Consider the following 16,099-nt stretch of genomic DNA (forward strand, 5'->3'; position numbering starts at 1 on the left):
GACCACTCATGCCCGAAGCCTATATCGTCTCCGCTCGCCGCACCGCCGCCGGCCGCCGCAACGGCCGCCTGGCCGGCTGGCATCCGGCGGACCTGGGCGCGGTCGTCCTGAACGCACTCATAGCCGAGAGCGGGGTCGATCCAGCCGCGATCGACGACGTGATCATCGGTTGCGTCAGCCAGGTGGGCGAGCAGACCTTCGCGCTGGGCCGCAATGTCGTGCTGGCGTCGCACCTGCCCGACAGCGTCCCGGCCGTGACGATCGACCGCCAGTGCGGCTCGTCCCAGCAGGCGCTGCATTTCGCCGCCCAGGCGGTTATGTCCGGCACGCAGGACCTGGTCATCGCCGGTGGGGTCGAGAGCATGACCCGCGTGCCGATGGGCTCTCCCCTGATGCTGGCCAGGGCGGCCGGCGTGGGCGAGGGTCCTTTCGCCAAGAGCATTCAGGATCGCTACGGCGTGCCGGAATTCAGCCAGTTCGTCGGCGCTCAGATGATCGCCGACAAGTATGAGTTCACGCGCGAAGCGATGGATCGGTTCGCGCTGGAGAGCCATCTCAAGGCCGCGGCCGCCACGGAGGCCGGCGCCTTCGCCGACGAGATTGTGCCGCTGGAAGTCGTCACGCCGGACGGCCCGATAATTCACGATCGCGACGAGGGCGTGCGCGCCAATTCGACCATCGAGTCGATCAGTGCGGTCAAGCTGCTGACCGAGACAGGCACGCTCAGCGCCGCGACGGCCAGCCAGATCGCCGACGGAGCCTCCGGCGTCCTGGTCGCCTCGGAACGGGCGGTCACGGATCACGGCCTGACGCCGATCGCGCGGATCGTCAATCTGACGGTCACGGCCGGCGATCCGGTCATCATGCTGGAGGAGCCGATCCCCGCGACCCGCAGGGCCCTGGCGCGCTCGGGCCTGAAACTGGACGATATCGACCTGTTCGAGGTCAACGAGGCCTTCGCCTCCATCCCCATGGCCTGGCAAAAGGCGCTCGGAGCCGATCCGGGCAAGCTGAACGTCAACGGCGGCGCCATCGCGCTGGGCCACCCTCTGGGGGCTACGGGGACCAAGCTGATGGCGACCCTGATCCATGCGCTGCATGCGCGCGGCCAGCGTTATGGTCTGCAGACCATGTGCGAGGGCGGCGGGATTTCCAACGCCACGATCGTCGAACGGCTCTGACCCATGATGCTTGAGCCGACCGAGGAACAGGCGCTGCTGCGCGACATGGTCAGCCGCTTCCTGGCCGACCACGTGCCGACGGACGTCGCCGGCCGGGGCTCCCTGCCCTTGGCGGACTGGCGTGCACTGGGCGACCTGGGCGTTCTCGCCCTGGCCGTGCCTGAGGCGGCGGGCGGTCTGGGCGGCGGTCCCGGGGAGATCGCGATCGTCGCCGAGGCGTTCGGCCGGGCGGCGGCGATGGGTCCGCTGGCGGAATGCGCGGTGCTCTGCGCCTGCCTGATCGCCGACGGCGGCGATCAGGCGTCTGCCTCGAAGTGGATCGGAGCCATCACCTCGGGTCAGGCGATCGTCGCCTATGGCGGTCCTGGCGAAGGTCTGGGCGATCTGACCGTCCAGCGCGCGGGCGAAGGCTGGATCCTGAACGGTGAGCGCCGCCTGGTTCGCCATGGCGCTGGCGCCGGCGCCTTCATCGTCGCCCTCGACGACGCGCCGCACCTGCTGTTGATCGAGGCGGCGACGCCGGGCGTCGCCATCCTGCCCTACGCCTTGGCCGATGGCGAACAGGCCGCGCTCGTGCGTTTCGACGCGGTCGAGGTCGCTTGCGAAGCCCGCCTGCAGGTCACCCCGACGCGGCGGCGGCGGGTCATCGCCATGACCCAGCTGGCGATCACCGCCGAGATGATCGGCCTGATGCAGACCCTCTACGAGGCCACGGTCGATCATGTCCGCCAGCGCCGTCAGTTCGGCGTCGCCATCGGCTCCTTCCAGGTGGTCCAGCACCGGGTCGCGCGGCTGTTCATCTTACTCGAGCAGTCGCGCTCTCTCCTGCTGCGCGCCATCTCGGCCGATGACGACGCGTTCGCGACCGCGGTGACCGAAGCCTTCGCCTATGTCGCCGATGCGGCGCTGCGCTTGGCGCAGGACGCGACCCAGCTGCATGGCGGCATGGGCGTGACCGAGGATCTGCTGGTTGGACGCGGCCACCGTCGGCTGCTGGTGCTCTCGCACCTGTTCGGCGGCGCGATCGCGGCGCGGGCCAAACTGGCGGCGTGAGCGACGTGACCGAGAACCGCGCCTGGACGCTCAAGTCTCGCCCCGAGGGGAAGGTGTCCGTCGACGACTTCGTCCTGTCGGCGGCGTCGTTCTCGCGGCCAGCGCTCGCCTCCGGAGAGATCCTGGTGCGCAATCGACTATTCGCCGTCGCGCCCACGATCCGTAACGGACTCAATACGCCCAGCCGCGCCTATCGCGGGTCGATCCCGATCGGCGGAACCATTCCAGGCATGGCCGGCGCCGAAGTCCTGGACTCACGACATCCCGGCTTCCGGCGGGGCGACCGCCTTGTGGCCCTGTCGCGCTGGGAGGACTTCAGCGTGCTGGCTCCCGATCGGGCGCCGGTTCCAGTATTCCCGATCCCGCCGTCCATGGATTTCGAGGAGGCCCTCGGGCCGCTTTCGCCCAACAGCCTGACGGCCTATTTCGGGCTGACCGAGGTGGGGCGGCCGCTTCCCGGCGAAACCGTCGTCGTCTCGGCGGCGGCCGGGTCGGTCGGCTCGGTCGCCTGCCAGATCGCGCGAATCCTGGGTTGCCGTATCATCGCCATCGCCGGCGGCGCCGACAAGTGCGCTTGGCTGAGCAAGGTCTGTCGAGTTGACGCGACGATCGACTACAAGGCCGAGGACGTGGCGACACGCTTGACGGCGCTGTGCCCCACCGGGGTGAACCTGTACTTCGACAACGTCGGCGGCGAGATCCTGCAGGCCGTCGTCGATGCGCTGGCGCCCAAGGCGTGCGTGGTCCTGTGCGGGCAGATCTCCGCCTATGACAGCGGCGCGCCCGCGTCCGGCCCGCGTGACATGATGAAGCTGGTCTACGGCCGGGTCCGCATGGAAGGGTTCGTGGTCGGAGACTATGTCGACCAGCTCAATACAGCGCGCGACCGGCTTCGCGGCTGGATCGAAAGGGGCGACTTGGTCGTCAGGACCGACCTTCGCCGCGGCTTCGAACATTTGCCTAAGGCCTTCGTGGACCTGTTCGCCGGCGTCAACGCCGGAACACTGTTGGTCGAGGCCTGAGCGGACTCCGGAACAATCCACGCCTCCCGCCTAGTCCTGCACGGCGTCCAGGCCCGCATCCTTGCGGCTCATCGCGACGATGCTTTCGAAGCTCGGATCGGCGCGCGCCAGGATGTCCTGGGCGCGTTTCTCGATCGCGGAGTCGAAGCTGGTGGTGGTGAAGACGTAGAACCGGTTGTCGATGACGCCCTGAAAGGCGATATCCGCGGCTTCCTCCGGCGTGGTGGCGTTGCGATAGAGGTCCTCGCGCATCTGTTCGAGCTCGGCGGACTCGCTCGGCGCGCCCTCGGCGCTCGCGAACCGTGCGGGACGTCGCTTCTCCGCATCATAAATGCCGGTCCTGACCAGGCCAGGGCACAGCATCGTCACGCCGATCGGGGCTCCCACCTCCTTCAAACCCGCATAGAGCGCCTCGGTGGCGCGCACGACCGCGTGCTTGGCCGCGCCATAACAGGCCGATCCCGAACCGCTGACCACGCCCGCGACGGACGCGGTGTTCATGATGTGGGCGGGCCGCCCGACCGCGATCATCCGCGGAACAAAGGCGCGAATGCCGTGGACGACCCCGTAGAGATTGACGCCCAGCGACCAGTCCCAGTCCGCGACCGTGTATTCCCACACCTTGCGATGGCGGCCGCCGGGAACCACGCCGGCGTTGTTGCAGAGCAGGTCGACCGCGCCGAACCGGTCATAGGCGGCCTCGGCCAGCGCCTCGACGCTCCCCGCGTCGGAGACATCGCAGCGCAGCGCCAGGGCGTCGACGCCGCCCAGGCTCGCGGCGACTGCCCGAACGTCGTCTTCGGCAATGTCGGCCAGGACGAGGTTCATGCCTTCGGCGGCCGCGCGGCGCGCCAGCGCGGCTCCGATGCCGCTGCCCGCGCCGGTGATGACGGCGCACTTGCCCTTGAAATCATGCACGATCGCTACTCCCGTCGGCCGCGCGCGGCACGGTGCTGTCCGGAGCCCAGAAGCGGGCCGCGTAGAAGAAGATTCCCGACGCCAGGGCCGAAGGGACCAGCACGATCACCAGGGCATAGCGCAGGGCGTCGTGGCCAAAGCGTTCGGTCAGCAGATCACTCAACAGGCCCGTCACCCAAGGTCCCAGTCCAAGACCGAAGAGATTGAAGGTGAGCAGCAAAACCGCGTTGCTGAACGCACGTATCGTCGGGCTGACCGCCGACTGCGTCGTCGCCAGGATCGGGCCGTAGTAGGCGATCATCAGCGCGGCGGCGAGCGCGGCGGCGGCGATGGCCAGCGGGGTCGACGGCACGAGATACTGCACCAGCGCGCAAGGGACCGTGGCGCCGACCGAAAGGGCCATGATCCACAGGCGCCAGCGCGCATTGCTCGCCGACAGGCGATCGGCGATCCAGCCGCTGGCATAGATGCCCACGGCGCCGGCCCCACCGCTCAGCAGAGCCATCAGCGGCGCGACCTGGCCCAGCGACAAGCCATGGCTCCGCGTGAAGAACGGCGCGTTCCAGGTCATCATCGCGTATTGGGTAAAGCCGTGGAACATCCCGGCCAGCACCACATAACGGAAGGCCCGGTTGCGCCAGAGAGCGCCGAGCGCCGCTCCGATCGGCGGCGCCGCCGCGACCTCCGCCGTCGCGGGATCGAACCGGCCACGGCGCGGCTCGGCGATCATACGCAGGATCAGCGGCGACAGCAGCACGCCCGCGCCGCCCACGACGCCGAAGGCCATTCGCCAGCCCACCGCCTCGGCCAGCCAGCCCGTACAGGTGTAGCCCAGCAACAGGCCGATCGGCAGCGCCAGGCCCCAGGTCGACATGGCGGCCGCGCGACGCGCCGGAGGATAGTAGTCGGCGATCAGCGACACGCTGGCGGGCACGCTGCCCGCTTCGCCGATCGCGACCCCGATGCGCAGGAACACCAGGCTGAAGAAGCCGGTCGCCAAGCCGCACATCGCGGTCATCGCGCTCCAGACGACCAAGGAGATCACCACGATCCACCGGCGGCTATATCGGTCCGCCAGCCGGGCGATGGGCAGCGACAGGGTGGCGTAGAACAGCGCGAAGGCCAGGCCGGTCAGTGCTCCCAGCTGGCCGTCCGACAGGCCAAGCTCGGCCTTGATCGGGATCTGCAGGATCGAGATGATCGTGCGGTCGACGTAGTTGAAGGCCGACACGGAAATCAGCGCCAGCAGCATCACGTTTCTGGAGCGGTTTTCCTGGCGCGTCAGCGCGGCGTCGGCGACGTCCCTCATGCCCAGCCCGCCGTACGGGCGGCGGTCATGCCGAAGGTCATCGCTAGCGCGAGACCGCCGGCATAGCCGTGGCCGTAGGCCCCGCCGCCATCGCTTCCCGCCGCGAACAATCCAGGGACGGGCGTTCCATCGACACCGAGAACCCGGGCGCCCGTATCGATTGTCAGACCGCCAAAAGTGAAGGTGATCGCCGGATGGACGACCAGGGCGTAGTACGGCGCCTTGTCGAGCGGTCGCCAGTCCTCCGTCCTGGGCGGACGCAGGGTCTCCCACCCGTGCCGCGCGGCCTGGTTGAAGGCCTCGATCGTCGCGCGTACGACAAGGCCGTCGAACCCTTGATCGTCCGCGAAGGCGGCGACCTCATCCAGCGTGGCGGCGACGACGCCCTGGCCCCCGTTCTCGATCGCCGTCCGCATCTTGTCCAAGGGCTCTCCGATCGAGACTACCGGTACAGTGGCATAGGCCTCGTGCACGCGCGCGTCCCAGAAGCAGATCGCACGCGCCCCCGGCTGGATCAGGGTCTCGTAGGTGTTGGTGTGATCGCCCAGCGTCTCGTCGCAGAAGCGATGGCCCGCCTCGTTGATCAGCAGCGCGTGCTCGCTGTGATACTGCGACAGGGCGACATAAAGCCGCTCGTCGTCCCAGCGCCGGCTTTCGCTGACCAGATGGCCATAGAAGCCCCGGTTGAAGCCGGCGACCTCGCCGCCCACGGCCTGGCCCAGGCGCAGGCCCGCCCCGTCGCTGACGGGGTTGGAGCGCAACCGCATCTCGCGGGCGTTGGGGTGGATGTAGCGGGCGCGCAATTCCGGCGAGGCCTGGAAACCGCCCGTCGCCAGGACCGTGGCGGCGGCCCGCACGACGACCTCGCCGTCGGCGTGCCGCGTATGGGCCCCGACCACCGCCCCGCTGGCGTCCTGGATCAGGCTCAAGGTCTCGGTCTCGAGGACCACCGATCCGCCATGCTGCTCAACCAGCGCCGCGCAGCCGCGCACATAGCCGTGGATGTCGATCTGGTAGCCTTGGCCGTGGAGGACGTCCAGCCGCGGGGTCATGTCGACTCCGCGGCGGCGCAGCCAGGCGACCGCTTCGGGATAGGTCTCGAACACGACCCGCCCCAGCGCCGGATCCCCGCCGCCGTAGAGCGTCATCTTTTCCGCCGAAACGGCGGTCCAGAAGACGCCCCCGGACAGCACGGCCGAGCCGCCCAGGACCGCCGCCTTCTCCACAACGATCACCCGGGCGCCGCGTTCCGCCGCCCAGGCGGCGGCGGACAGACCCGCCATGCCGCCACCGATCACCAGCAGATCGCATTCGATGCCGTGGTCTTCCATCCGCGAACCCTAGAACGTCTTTTCGAGTTGGAGGACCACCGCGCGCGGCTCGCCCGCCACGGTGAACACCTCGCCGGCGCCGCCGGGCTTGTCGATGCCCAGCGTGCCATAGCGTTCGTTCGTCAGGTTTCGCCCGATGATCGAAGCCGACCAGCCGTCGTGCGAGTCCAGGCGCACGCCCGCGTTCAACAGCACGTATCCGGACTGCCGCGACAGCGGATTGAGGTTCAGGCCGGTGAAGTAGGAGGACGAGTAGCGAAGATCGGCGTTCACCGTCGCGTCGAACTTGTCCGACACCTTGAACGTCTTGATGAAGCCGGTCGTGGCGATCCACTTGGGCGCCCGATACACTGCTCGCCCCGACAGGTCCTGGTACCGGCCACCGTTCGCCGGGTCGGCCAGGCATCCCTGGGCCAGCGTCTGGCCCGTGTAGCACTGCGCCCGGTCGAAGCGGTCGAAATGGGCGTCGTTGTAGGAGGCGGTCGCCCGGAGAGTCCATCCATCCGGCCCGCGATAGGCCGTCTCGAACTCCACGCCCTGGGCGATGGTATTGGCCGCGTTCTGCGTGACGTAGGTCAGGGTCGTGGCGTTCAGCGCGATCAGCGACGTCAGGGGCAGGCCTTCGTATTCGTAGCGATAGCCCGTCACGTTCGCGGTCAGGCGGCCATCCAGCAACGAGCTCTTGATGCCGACCTCGCCACCCTTAACCGTCTCTTCGTCGAAGCTCAGGGTTTTGATCGTGGTGATCGCGCTTAGGGTGCCTGGGTTGGAGTAGCCGCCGGCCAGGAAACCGGTCTTGTAGGCCCCATAGACAGTCAGGGCGCGGCTCGGGCGCCAGGTCAGCGTCACCTCCGGCGAGACGTTGTCCTGGGACTTTTCGCCGACGACATGCTTGCCTACCGGCAGTTGGCTCGCCGCGATCACCGGATTGACGTAGCTGTTGAAGGAGTCCAGCTCATTGGTCTGCTTGGTGTAGCGCGCGCCGCCGGCCAACTCGAGCTTGGGCGTGATGTTGTAGACCACCTGGCCAAACACCGACCACGCATCCGAGCGATTGCCCTGCTGGTTATCGTTGGAGTGGTACTTGCCCGTCGCCGGATCACGCGGCGCGGGGCCACTGGCGGCCCCGACGAACAGGTCACGATGGTTGTTCTCGTAGTGGCCCCCGAACGCGAAGTTGAGCGGTCCCTCGAGCGTCGAGGTGGCGCGCACCTCCTGGTAGAAGCTCTTGTTCTTCTCGTTGCTGTACGACCAGAAGTACGAATAGGACGTCGCGTCTGCGTTGCCCTGGCTGATATAGTCGTAGTCGTAATAGCCCGTGACCGAGGTCAGGGTGAATGTGTCGCTGGCGTACTGGAGCGTCAGCGTCGGCAGGAAAGAGTCGTTGCTGGAATAGGGCTTGCCGTTATCGTGGCGGTTGACCTGCGGCCAGTTGGCGATGATCTCGGGCGCCAGCCATCCCTGGGACGAACGATCGTTCAGCTTGCAGTCGCCATTGGGGTCCAGCACCCCGCCGACCGTCTGGGGCTGGGTGCGTCCTGCGGGACAGCCCATCACCTCGCTGAAGCTTTGCAGGCCCTGGCCTCTGTATCGGCTGTACAGCAGTTTGAGATTGGCGCTGAAGCCCTCGCCATTGTCGTAGACCACAGTGCCGCGAAGGGCGAGCTTGCGCTCGGCGCCCAGGCGATCGGGAGCGGGCGGCACGAAGGTGCTGCCCGACGCCGCGGACCGTACGACGTCGACGACGCCGGTCTTGTCGTTGTTGTGGATATAGCCTTCGCTCTGGCTGCTGATCAGCGCCAGCCGCAGGCCCAGCCGGTCGTTGATCGGACCGCCGGCCGCCGTCTCGAACTGCAGGTTGTCAGACGTGAACTCGTAGCCGACGCGGGCATAGCCTTCGAAGCTCGAGCCGGGATTGATGGACCGGACCGAGACCACGCCCCCGGGCGAGTTCTTGCCGAAGAACACGGCTTGCGGCCCCTTGAGGACCGTCAGACTGTCGACGTCGAACAGGGCGTCATTGAGGATCCGGCCGCGGCTGATCGCCATGCCGTCGAAGTCCAGCAGCACCGACTGCTCGACGCCGCCGTCGATGGCCGAGGAACTGACGCCGCGCAGCGAAATCGAGGTCGCCGACCCCGTGAAGCCGCGGTCCAGGGTGATTTCCGGGGCCACGATGCGGATATTGGCGACCGAGGTCAGGTTGTATTGCTTGACCTGCGATTGGCCGACGACGGTGGCGGCGACCGGCACGTCCTGCAGCCGCTCCTCGCGCCGACGCGCCGAGACCACGATGTCGTCGAGCACGTTGGAGTCCTGGGCCGTGGCCGGCGGCTGCGGGACGGCAGGCGCTGCGGTCTGGGCCAGAGCCGGCAGCGCAAGGGCCGCAAGCGACCCTCCAGCGAACAATCCCAACAATCCCTGAGAACGCGTGTTCCTGAACATGATTGTTTCCCTCCTGAGGCGCGTCGAGCTTGTGGTCGCCGATCTCGCCCTTGTTGCTGATGAGTACGCCTATTGACTGTCGTTGCGGTCAGCTCGCTCCGGCCGCCTGGGCCTCGCGCCATGCCGCCGCCGCAAGCGGCTTGATGCGCGTGATGATTTCGGCCGCCTTTGCGTCGGTCTGGACGCCGTCCCGTGCGCGACCGGCGATGCCCTGGAGGATCGCGGCCACGCGAAAGAGGTTGAAGGCGCGGTAGAAGGGGTGGGTCGGGTCGACGTCGAAACCGGTCCGGTCTCGATAGCGCGCGGCGTAGGCCTCCGCGCTGGGGATGCCGAGGGCCGCCAGGTCCGCCCCCGCGAGCGTTCCACGGACGTCGACGCCGGCGGGGCGGAACCACTCCATCATGTGATAGGTCAGGTCGCCGACGGGGTTGCCGATCGTCGACAGCTCCCAGTCGAGCACGGCCACCACCCTCGGCTCCGTCGGATGGACGATGAGGTTGTGGAACGAATAGTCGCCATGGATGACTGTGCTGCGATCGCCGTCATCGGGAATGGCGCCCGGCAACCACGCGATCAGACGGTCCATATCGGGGAGATCGGTGGTGCGAGAGGCCTCGTATTGGCCGGACCAGCGCGAGATCTGGCGGGCGAAATAGTTTCCGCGCCGTCCGAAATCCTCCAGCCCCAGCGCGACGTAGTCCACGCAGTGCATTCGAGCCAGGGTCGCATTGGCGGAATCGTAGATCGCCGCGCGATCGTCGCGATCGAGATCCGGCATGCTCGGATCCCAGAAGACCCGGCCGGGCACGTGTCGCATGACGTAGAAGACGACACCGATGACGCTTTCGTCTTCACAGAGGACGAGAGGTTCGGGCACCGGCAGGCCGGCCTCAAACAGGGCGCGGGTGACGCGGAATTCGCGCTCCACCGCGTGAGCGGATTTCAGCAACACGCCGGCCGGCTTGCACCGCAGGACGTAGCGACGATCCGGGGTGATCAGCAGATAGGTCGGGTTGGATTGCCCGCCCTCGAACTGTTCGACGGTCAGCGCCCCCCGGAACCCGGGCACATGCGCTTCGAGGTAGCGGGTCAGGCGGGCTTCGTCGAACCGCGTCCCTGCGGCGACCGCGCGGGTGGTCCCCAGATAGGCGGCGGGCTGAACGGCGTTCACGACGCCACCGCCATGCGATACTTGTCCAATTCCAGGCGCGCCAGCTGGCGTTCGTGAACTTCGTCTGGACCGTCCGTCAGGCGCACGATGCGGGTGTTGGCCCACATTTCGGCCAGGCCGAAGTCGTCGCTGACCCCGCCGCCGCCGTGAGCCTGGATGGCGTCGTCGACGATCTGCTGGGCCATGCGAGGCGCGGCGATCTTGATCATCGCGATCTCGGCCCGGGCTTCCTTGTTGCCGACCGTGTCCATGCGATGAGCCGCCTTGAGACAGAGCAGCCTGGCCATCTCGATCTCGCACCGCGCGCGCGCGATCCGCTGCTCCCAGACCGAGTGTTCGCCGATCGTCTTGCCGAAGGCCCGGCGCTGGACCAGACGCCTGCACATCTTCTCCAGCGCCACTTCCATCGTGGCGATGTTGCGCATGGTGTGATGGATGCGGCCCGGACCAAGCCGCCCCTGGGCGATCTCGAAGCCCCTTCCCTCGCCCAACAGCATGTTTTCGGCGGGAACCCGCACGTTCTCGAGCCGGACCTCGAAATGGCCGTGCGGCGCGTGGTCGTAGCCAAATACCGGCAGGTGGCGCACCAGGGTGACGCCCGGCGTGTCACGCGGCACGATGATCATCGACTGCTGGCCATGGGCCGGCGCGTCCGGATCGGTCTTGCCCATCAGGATGAAGAAGGCGCAGCGCGGATGGCCCGCGCCCGACGACCACCACTTGCGGCCGTTGATCACGTAGGCGTCGCCGTCGCGGCGGATCGATGTCTGGATATTGCGCGCGTCCGACGAGGCCACGTCCGGTTCGGTCATCAGGAAGGCCGAACGCGTCTGTCCGTCCCGCAGCGGAACCATGAAGCGCCGCTTCTGATCTGGCGTGCCATAGCGGTGCAGGACCTCGAAATTGCCCGTATCGGGCGCCATGCAGTTGAAGACCTCGGCGGCGATGTAGATGCGCCCCATCGTCTCGGCGATCGGCGCGTATTCGAGATTGGTCAGGCCCACGCTGGTGAAGAACTCGTCGTCATGATCCGACGGCGGCATGAAGATGTTCCACAGACCGGCGGCCTTGGCCTTGGCCTTCAGTTCGTCGAAAATCGGCGGAATTTCGCTCCAGCGGTCGAGCGCGGCGCACTGCTGGTGATAGATCGGAAGCGCAGGCGCGATATGATCGTCCATGAACGATCGGACCCGCTCCATCCATTCCCGCGACCTGGCTGACTGCTCGAAATCCATCTGCACCCCTTCCGGCCGCGCTTGACCGCACCAGCCGGGCTTCATTCCCGCCAACAAGACTCGACCGTCCGGTTGGTCGTGCAAATGGCTACTCGACCGACCGGTCGGCTGTCAAACTGGTCAGCCAACTTTTTTTTGCGCTTGACGCCCGACCAGTCGGTCGAACATGACAGAGGCAAGGAGAGAAACGATGACAACAAGTCCGCTAATGGACGTCGCGCTGCTTCAGGGGTTCGCACCCTACACCCTGGCGGGCTACGCCGGGTTTCGCGGTGTCATCGACGCCGACGGCGCGGTGCCGGGCCGGCTCAAGGCGCTGTTCGTGGCCGTCGCAGCGATCGACCGCCGCTACGAAACGCTGGCCTTGCGCGAGCTGAGCCGAGGCCGGGATCTTGGCCTGACGGTCAAGGAAGCGGTCGCGGGGCTCATCGTCCTCAGCAGCCTGCGCGGCGAAGGCGCCGCTCTGGAGTTCGCCGGGCTGATCCAGATCGTGTTCGACGCCGTCGACACCCCGCCGGCCCAACCCTTGGCGACGGCGGCGGATGGCGAGGCGGTCGCCAATTTTACCGCCTATTTCGGGACGATCCCGGCGCCTCTGCAGCAACTCCTACGCCTTAGCCCGCCCGCGGCCGACGCCTACTATCTGATGCGGCGCGGCAGCATCGACGCCAATCCGCTCAGCCCCAAGCACGGCGAGCTGCTGCTGCTGGCCATCCTGGCCGCCGGCTACAGCCCGATGGCCCTCACCCACGTTCGCGGCGCCCGCAATGCCGGCGCCACCGACGCGGAGATCGCCGAGGCCGTTCTCTGCGCCGTGCCATCGGCCGGGATCGCCGCCTGGATGGGCGTGGGGGCCATGCTCGCTCCGCCGGACGCCCAGACTCCCTGAACCTCCGGGCTCGCCCCGCTCAATTTTTACAAGGAGATCACGATGGAACTCGAAAAAGACGTCATCCAGTACGAACTGGCGGACAACGGCCTGGCCACGATCTGGCTGAACCGTCCCCACAAGCGCAACTGCGTCAGCCCTCAGTTGCTGCGCGAACTGGAAGCCGCCGTCGACAAGGTCGCCGCCGAGCCCAAGGCGCTCGCCGTCGTCTTCCGCGGCCGCGGCAACACCTTCTGCTCAGGCGCCGACCTGGACCAGTTGGTCGGTCCGGTGCTGCACGAAACCAGCACGTCGCTGCAGCTGGCGATCGATTCCGCCCGCACCTACGACAAGATCTTCAACATGCGCAAACCAACGATCGCTGCGGTCGAGGGTTACGCCGTCGCCGGCGGCTTCGAACTGATGATCAGCTGCGACTTCGCCCTGGCCGCCTCGGAAGCCAAGATCGGCGACTTCCATATCCGCCGCGCCCTGTTCGGCGGGGCCGGTCCGATCTATCGCCTGCCGCGCTATATCGGCATGCGCAAGGCCAAGGAGCTGATGCTGACGGGCAAGCTGCTGTCGGGCGACGAATGCGCCGAATGGGGCCTGTGCAACGCCTCGGCTCCGGCCGACAAGTTCGACGCCCTGATCGCCGAATTCTGTCAGCCCTTCCTGGATCTCAGCCCGTTCTGCATGTGGATGACCAAGATGGCGGTCAACCGCGGGCTGGACGCCGACACCAACTCGCTGATCACCCTCGAGACCATGACCTGCAACGTGGTTCACCACTCGGCCGACGCGCGCGAGGGCGTCAGCGCCTTCCTCGAGAAGCGCAAGCCGGTCTGGACGGGCGCTTAAGGATGGCCGTCAGCATGGTCGTCCTGGCCAGCAGGCCGCCGGACATGACTCACGAGCAGTTCACGGCGTGGTGGCGCGGCCCCCACGCCGCGGCGGCCCGCGTCCTGCCCGGCCTCCAGGCCTACCGGCACGGCGCGGTGACGCGGGACTACGACTGTCCTGGCGCGCCGGGCTGGGACGGCCATGCTGTCCTGACCTTTGCCGACCAGGCGGCGCTGGACATCGCGCTCGGTTCGCCGGAGTGGGCAGCCGCCACGCGGCAGACCAAGGGCATGGGCGGCAAACGCATCATCGTCGTCACCGAGGAAGTCGATCTGCTGGCGGCCGCCTATGACTGAGCAAACACCAGGCTTCGTCAGCCAGCTGTTCCGCCTGCACGGCAAGCGGGCGCTGATCACCGGCGGCCGGGGCGCCCTGGCCGAGGCCATGGCCGCGACCCTGGCCGACCTCGGCTGTTCCGTGGCGCTGGCCTCGCGCAACGCCGCCGACTGCGGCGAGGCCGCCAAGCGGCTCGCGGACCGCTTTGGCGTTCAGGCGATCGGCCTAGCCTGCGACATTACCGACGAGAACTCCGTGGAGGCCGCGATCGCCGAGACCGTCGCGCGGCTTGGCGGCCTGGACATCCTGGTCAACAACGCCGGCGCGTCCTGGTGGGGCCTGCCGCAGGACATACCGCTGAAGGGCTGGAAGAAGGTGATGGACGTCAACGTCACCGGGACCTTCCTGGCCAGTCGTCACGCGGCGCGTCACATGATCGGCCATGACGGCGGCGTCATCATCAACATCGCCTCCGTCGGCGCCTTCCTGTCCTATCATCCGGACGCCGGGCAGGTGGTCCCCTACACCACCTCCAAGGCCGCGATCGTCCATCTGACCAGTGACCTGGCCGCCCAATGGGCCGGTCACGGCATCCGCGTGAACGCCATCGCCCCAGGGTCCATCGAGACTGGGATGACCGAGACGCTGGACGCCGACATCCAGGCCAAGACCAAGGCCGGCATCCTGCTGGGCCGGTTCGGCGCACCGCTTGAGGTCTGCGGCGCTCTGGCCTTACTCGCCTCGGGGGCCGGCAGCTTCATCACCGGCCAAACCTTCCTTGTCGATGGAGGACAATCCCTTGCCTGAGCTTCCGTTCGAGAACGGGTTGAAAACCCTCTCCTGGACCGAGGCTCGGCTTTGGCCGCAGTTCCAAGCCCATCGTCGAGCCGATTCCGAAGCGGTGGCGCTGGTCGATTGCGACGACCGTCCCTGGACCCGGGGAGAGCTGGCGGCGATGGCCGCCGCCCTTACCGTCGAGCTTCAGAGTCACGGCGTTGGGCCAGGCGACCGCGTGCTGGTCGCCGGCCACAAGACCGCCGGAACCCTGGCTGCGGCGCTGGCCGTCTCCGCGATCGACAGCGTCTTCTGCCCCTATTCCCCCAAACTCGGCCCGTCGGAACTGACGGCCCTGGACGGCGCGCTGGGCCACGCCGCGACCGTTGTCTGCGCTCAGGCCGATCGCTGGGAGGTCTTGCCGCGCCCTCTGGACGGGCGTTCCGACGATCCCCGCGACCAGGACGCTGTCCTGATCGGTTTCACCTCTGGGTCTACAGGGGTTCCAAAAGGCGTCATGCACGGAGCGGGCGCGCTGAACTACGCCACCAGGGCGTGCGCGGCGATCGCCGGCCTGGCGCCCGACGACGCTCTGCTCGGGATCGTGCCGCTGGACAGCGCGCCGGGCTTCACCTTCACCGCTCATTTCGCGCTGTCGCAAGGCCGGCGCCTGGTGTTCGTCGATCCCTGGGACCCGGTCCAAGCGATGGCGCGGGCCGAGCGGTTCGGCTGCGGCTGGGCGATCGCGGTGCCAACCCACCTGTTCACCATGGTCGAGGCCGCGCGCCAGGGCCTCTGGACCAGACGCCTGCCGCTCAAGGCCATGGCGGTTGGCGGCAGTGCGATGACGGCCGAACTGATCGCGGACGCCGACAAATTGCTTGGGGTCAAGGCGCTGCGGATGTTCGGGATGTCCGAGTGCATGGGCCATTGCTCGACCTGGCCCGACCATCCGCTCGACCATCGCCAGCGTTTCGACGGACAGCCCTTCCCAGGCACGGAGGAAGAAGCGTTCGACGCCGAACTTACCGCCCTGCCCCGCGGCAAACGGGGACAGGCCGGCGTGCGCGGCCCATCCCTTTTTCTCGGCTACGCTCAGGGCATGGGCGCGGGTCAGGAGCGTATGACGCCGGACGGCTACTATCTCACTGGCGACGAGATCATCCGCGACGACGAGGGTTTCGTCCGCGTGGTCGGGCGCATCAAGGACCAGATCATTCGAGGAGGATTCAACATAGACCCCGCCGAGGTCGAAGCCGCCCTACTGCAACACCCCGCCATCGCCGAGGCCGCCGTGGTCGCCGTGCCCGAGACCAAACTCGGCGAACAGGCCTGTGCAGTTTGCAAGCTGCGCCCCGGTTTTCAAACCCTGGACTTACCAGCCTTGCTCGACCACATGGCCGCTAGTGGAATGTCGCGTAAGAAATGGCCGGAGCATCTGGTGCTCGTCGACACCATGGCGGTGACCCCGACAGGCAAGCTGGACAAGAAGGCCATGGGCGCCCACGCGGCGGCCGTGATCGCACGGCGCCGGTGTACTGCCGCCTAATTTTCCAGCCTCCAACATTGGCGCCACGCCGGAAACCGGACCTTTGGCGACCAGCGTTGGTAAC

The 16,099-nt window shown here is 67.5% G+C and carries 14 protein-coding genes; 8 read left to right on the forward strand and 6 right to left on the reverse strand.

Annotation, left to right across the window (positions count from 1 at the left end; translation table 11 throughout):
- The first annotated feature begins 8 nt into the window (after window positions 1–8).
- Genes EV278_RS07630 through EV278_RS07640 form a run of 3 tightly spaced genes read left to right on the forward strand, consistent with a single transcriptional unit; the run spans window position 9 to window position 3,256 of the window.
- The gene (locus tag EV278_RS07630; RefSeq protein WP_132088930.1) at window positions 9–1,181 is read left to right on the forward strand and encodes an acetyl-CoA C-acetyltransferase; all 1,173 of its coding nucleotides are present in this window, start codon (window positions 9–11) and stop codon (window positions 1,179–1,181) included.
- Between the two features lie 3 nt (window positions 1,182–1,184).
- On the forward strand, window positions 1,185–2,234 hold the full coding sequence (locus tag EV278_RS07635) for an acyl-CoA dehydrogenase (RefSeq protein ID WP_132088933.1): 1,050 nt from the start codon (window positions 1,185–1,187) through the stop codon (window positions 2,232–2,234).
- The gene (locus EV278_RS07640; protein WP_207905451.1) at window positions 2,231–3,256 is read left to right on the forward strand and encodes an NADP-dependent oxidoreductase; all 1,026 of its coding nucleotides are present in this window, start codon (window positions 2,231–2,233) and stop codon (window positions 3,254–3,256) included. The genes EV278_RS07635 and EV278_RS07640 overlap by 4 nt, the downstream gene beginning before the upstream one ends.
- Window positions 3,257–3,286: 30 nt before the next feature.
- Here the strand turns inward: EV278_RS07640 and EV278_RS07645 are convergent, their stop codons facing one another.
- The 6 genes from EV278_RS07645 to EV278_RS07670 all read right to left on the reverse strand — a co-directional run bounded on the left by EV278_RS07645 (window position 3,287) and on the right by EV278_RS07670 (window position 11,665).
- Complete coding sequence (locus EV278_RS07645; protein ID WP_132088936.1) at window positions 3,287–4,174, reverse strand: SDR family NAD(P)-dependent oxidoreductase; 888 nt, start codon at window positions 4,172–4,174, stop codon at window positions 3,287–3,289.
- On the reverse strand, window positions 4,167–5,483 hold the full coding sequence (locus tag EV278_RS07650; protein WP_207905452.1) for an MFS transporter: 1,317 nt from the start codon (window positions 5,481–5,483) through the stop codon (window positions 4,167–4,169). The genes EV278_RS07645 and EV278_RS07650 overlap by 8 nt, the downstream gene beginning before the upstream one ends.
- On the reverse strand, window positions 5,480–6,814 hold the full coding sequence (locus EV278_RS07655; protein WP_132088938.1) for an FAD-dependent oxidoreductase: 1,335 nt from the start codon (window positions 6,812–6,814) through the stop codon (window positions 5,480–5,482). Before EV278_RS07655 ends, EV278_RS07650 begins: the two co-directional genes overlap by 4 nt.
- 9 nt (window positions 6,815–6,823) lie before the next feature.
- The gene (locus EV278_RS07660) at window positions 6,824–9,259 is read right to left on the reverse strand and encodes a TonB-dependent receptor (RefSeq protein ID WP_132088941.1); all 2,436 of its coding nucleotides are present in this window, start codon (window positions 9,257–9,259) and stop codon (window positions 6,824–6,826) included.
- Window positions 9,260–9,347: 88 nt separating this feature from the next.
- Window positions 9,348–10,430, reverse strand: coding sequence for a phosphotransferase family protein (locus EV278_RS07665; RefSeq protein WP_132088944.1), 1,083 nt, complete (start codon window positions 10,428–10,430; stop codon window positions 9,348–9,350).
- Window positions 10,427–11,665 carry an acyl-CoA dehydrogenase family protein gene (locus tag EV278_RS07670; RefSeq protein ID WP_132088947.1) on the reverse strand — a complete coding sequence of 413 codons (1,239 nt, stop codon included), beginning with the start codon at window positions 11,663–11,665 and terminating at the stop codon, window positions 10,427–10,429. Before EV278_RS07670 ends, EV278_RS07665 begins: the two co-directional genes overlap by 4 nt.
- Before the next feature lie 208 nt (window positions 11,666–11,873).
- Here EV278_RS07670 and EV278_RS07675 point away from each other — a divergent pair, with 208 nt between their 5' ends.
- From EV278_RS07675 to EV278_RS07695, 5 genes are read left to right on the forward strand one after another with little or no spacing between them, the layout of a single operon-like run.
- The gene (locus tag EV278_RS07675; protein ID WP_207905453.1) at window positions 11,874–12,554 is read left to right on the forward strand and encodes a carboxymuconolactone decarboxylase family protein; all 681 of its coding nucleotides are present in this window, start codon (window positions 11,874–11,876) and stop codon (window positions 12,552–12,554) included.
- 42 nt (window positions 12,555–12,596) lie between these two features.
- Window positions 12,597–13,394, forward strand: coding sequence for an enoyl-CoA hydratase/isomerase family protein (locus tag EV278_RS07680; protein WP_035075128.1), 798 nt, complete (start codon window positions 12,597–12,599; stop codon window positions 13,392–13,394).
- Window positions 13,395–13,438: 44 nt separating this feature from the next.
- Complete coding sequence (locus tag EV278_RS07685) at window positions 13,439–13,732, forward strand: EthD domain-containing protein (RefSeq protein ID WP_207905454.1); 294 nt, start codon at window positions 13,439–13,441, stop codon at window positions 13,730–13,732.
- A complete protein-coding gene (locus EV278_RS07690) occupies window positions 13,725–14,519 on the forward strand; it encodes an SDR family oxidoreductase (RefSeq protein WP_132088955.1) in 795 nt (264 codons plus the stop codon). Before EV278_RS07685 ends, EV278_RS07690 begins: the two co-directional genes overlap by 8 nt.
- Window positions 14,497–16,035, forward strand: coding sequence for an AMP-binding protein (locus EV278_RS07695; RefSeq protein WP_132089525.1), 1,539 nt, complete (start codon window positions 14,497–14,499; stop codon window positions 16,033–16,035). Before EV278_RS07690 ends, EV278_RS07695 begins: the two co-directional genes overlap by 23 nt.
- Window positions 16,036–16,099: the final 64 nt, after the last annotated feature.

Origin of the sequence: Caulobacter sp. BK020 (genome assembly GCF_004342605.1) — a bacterium.
In the GTDB taxonomy this organism is placed as follows: Bacteria; Pseudomonadota; Alphaproteobacteria; order Caulobacterales; family Caulobacteraceae; genus Caulobacter.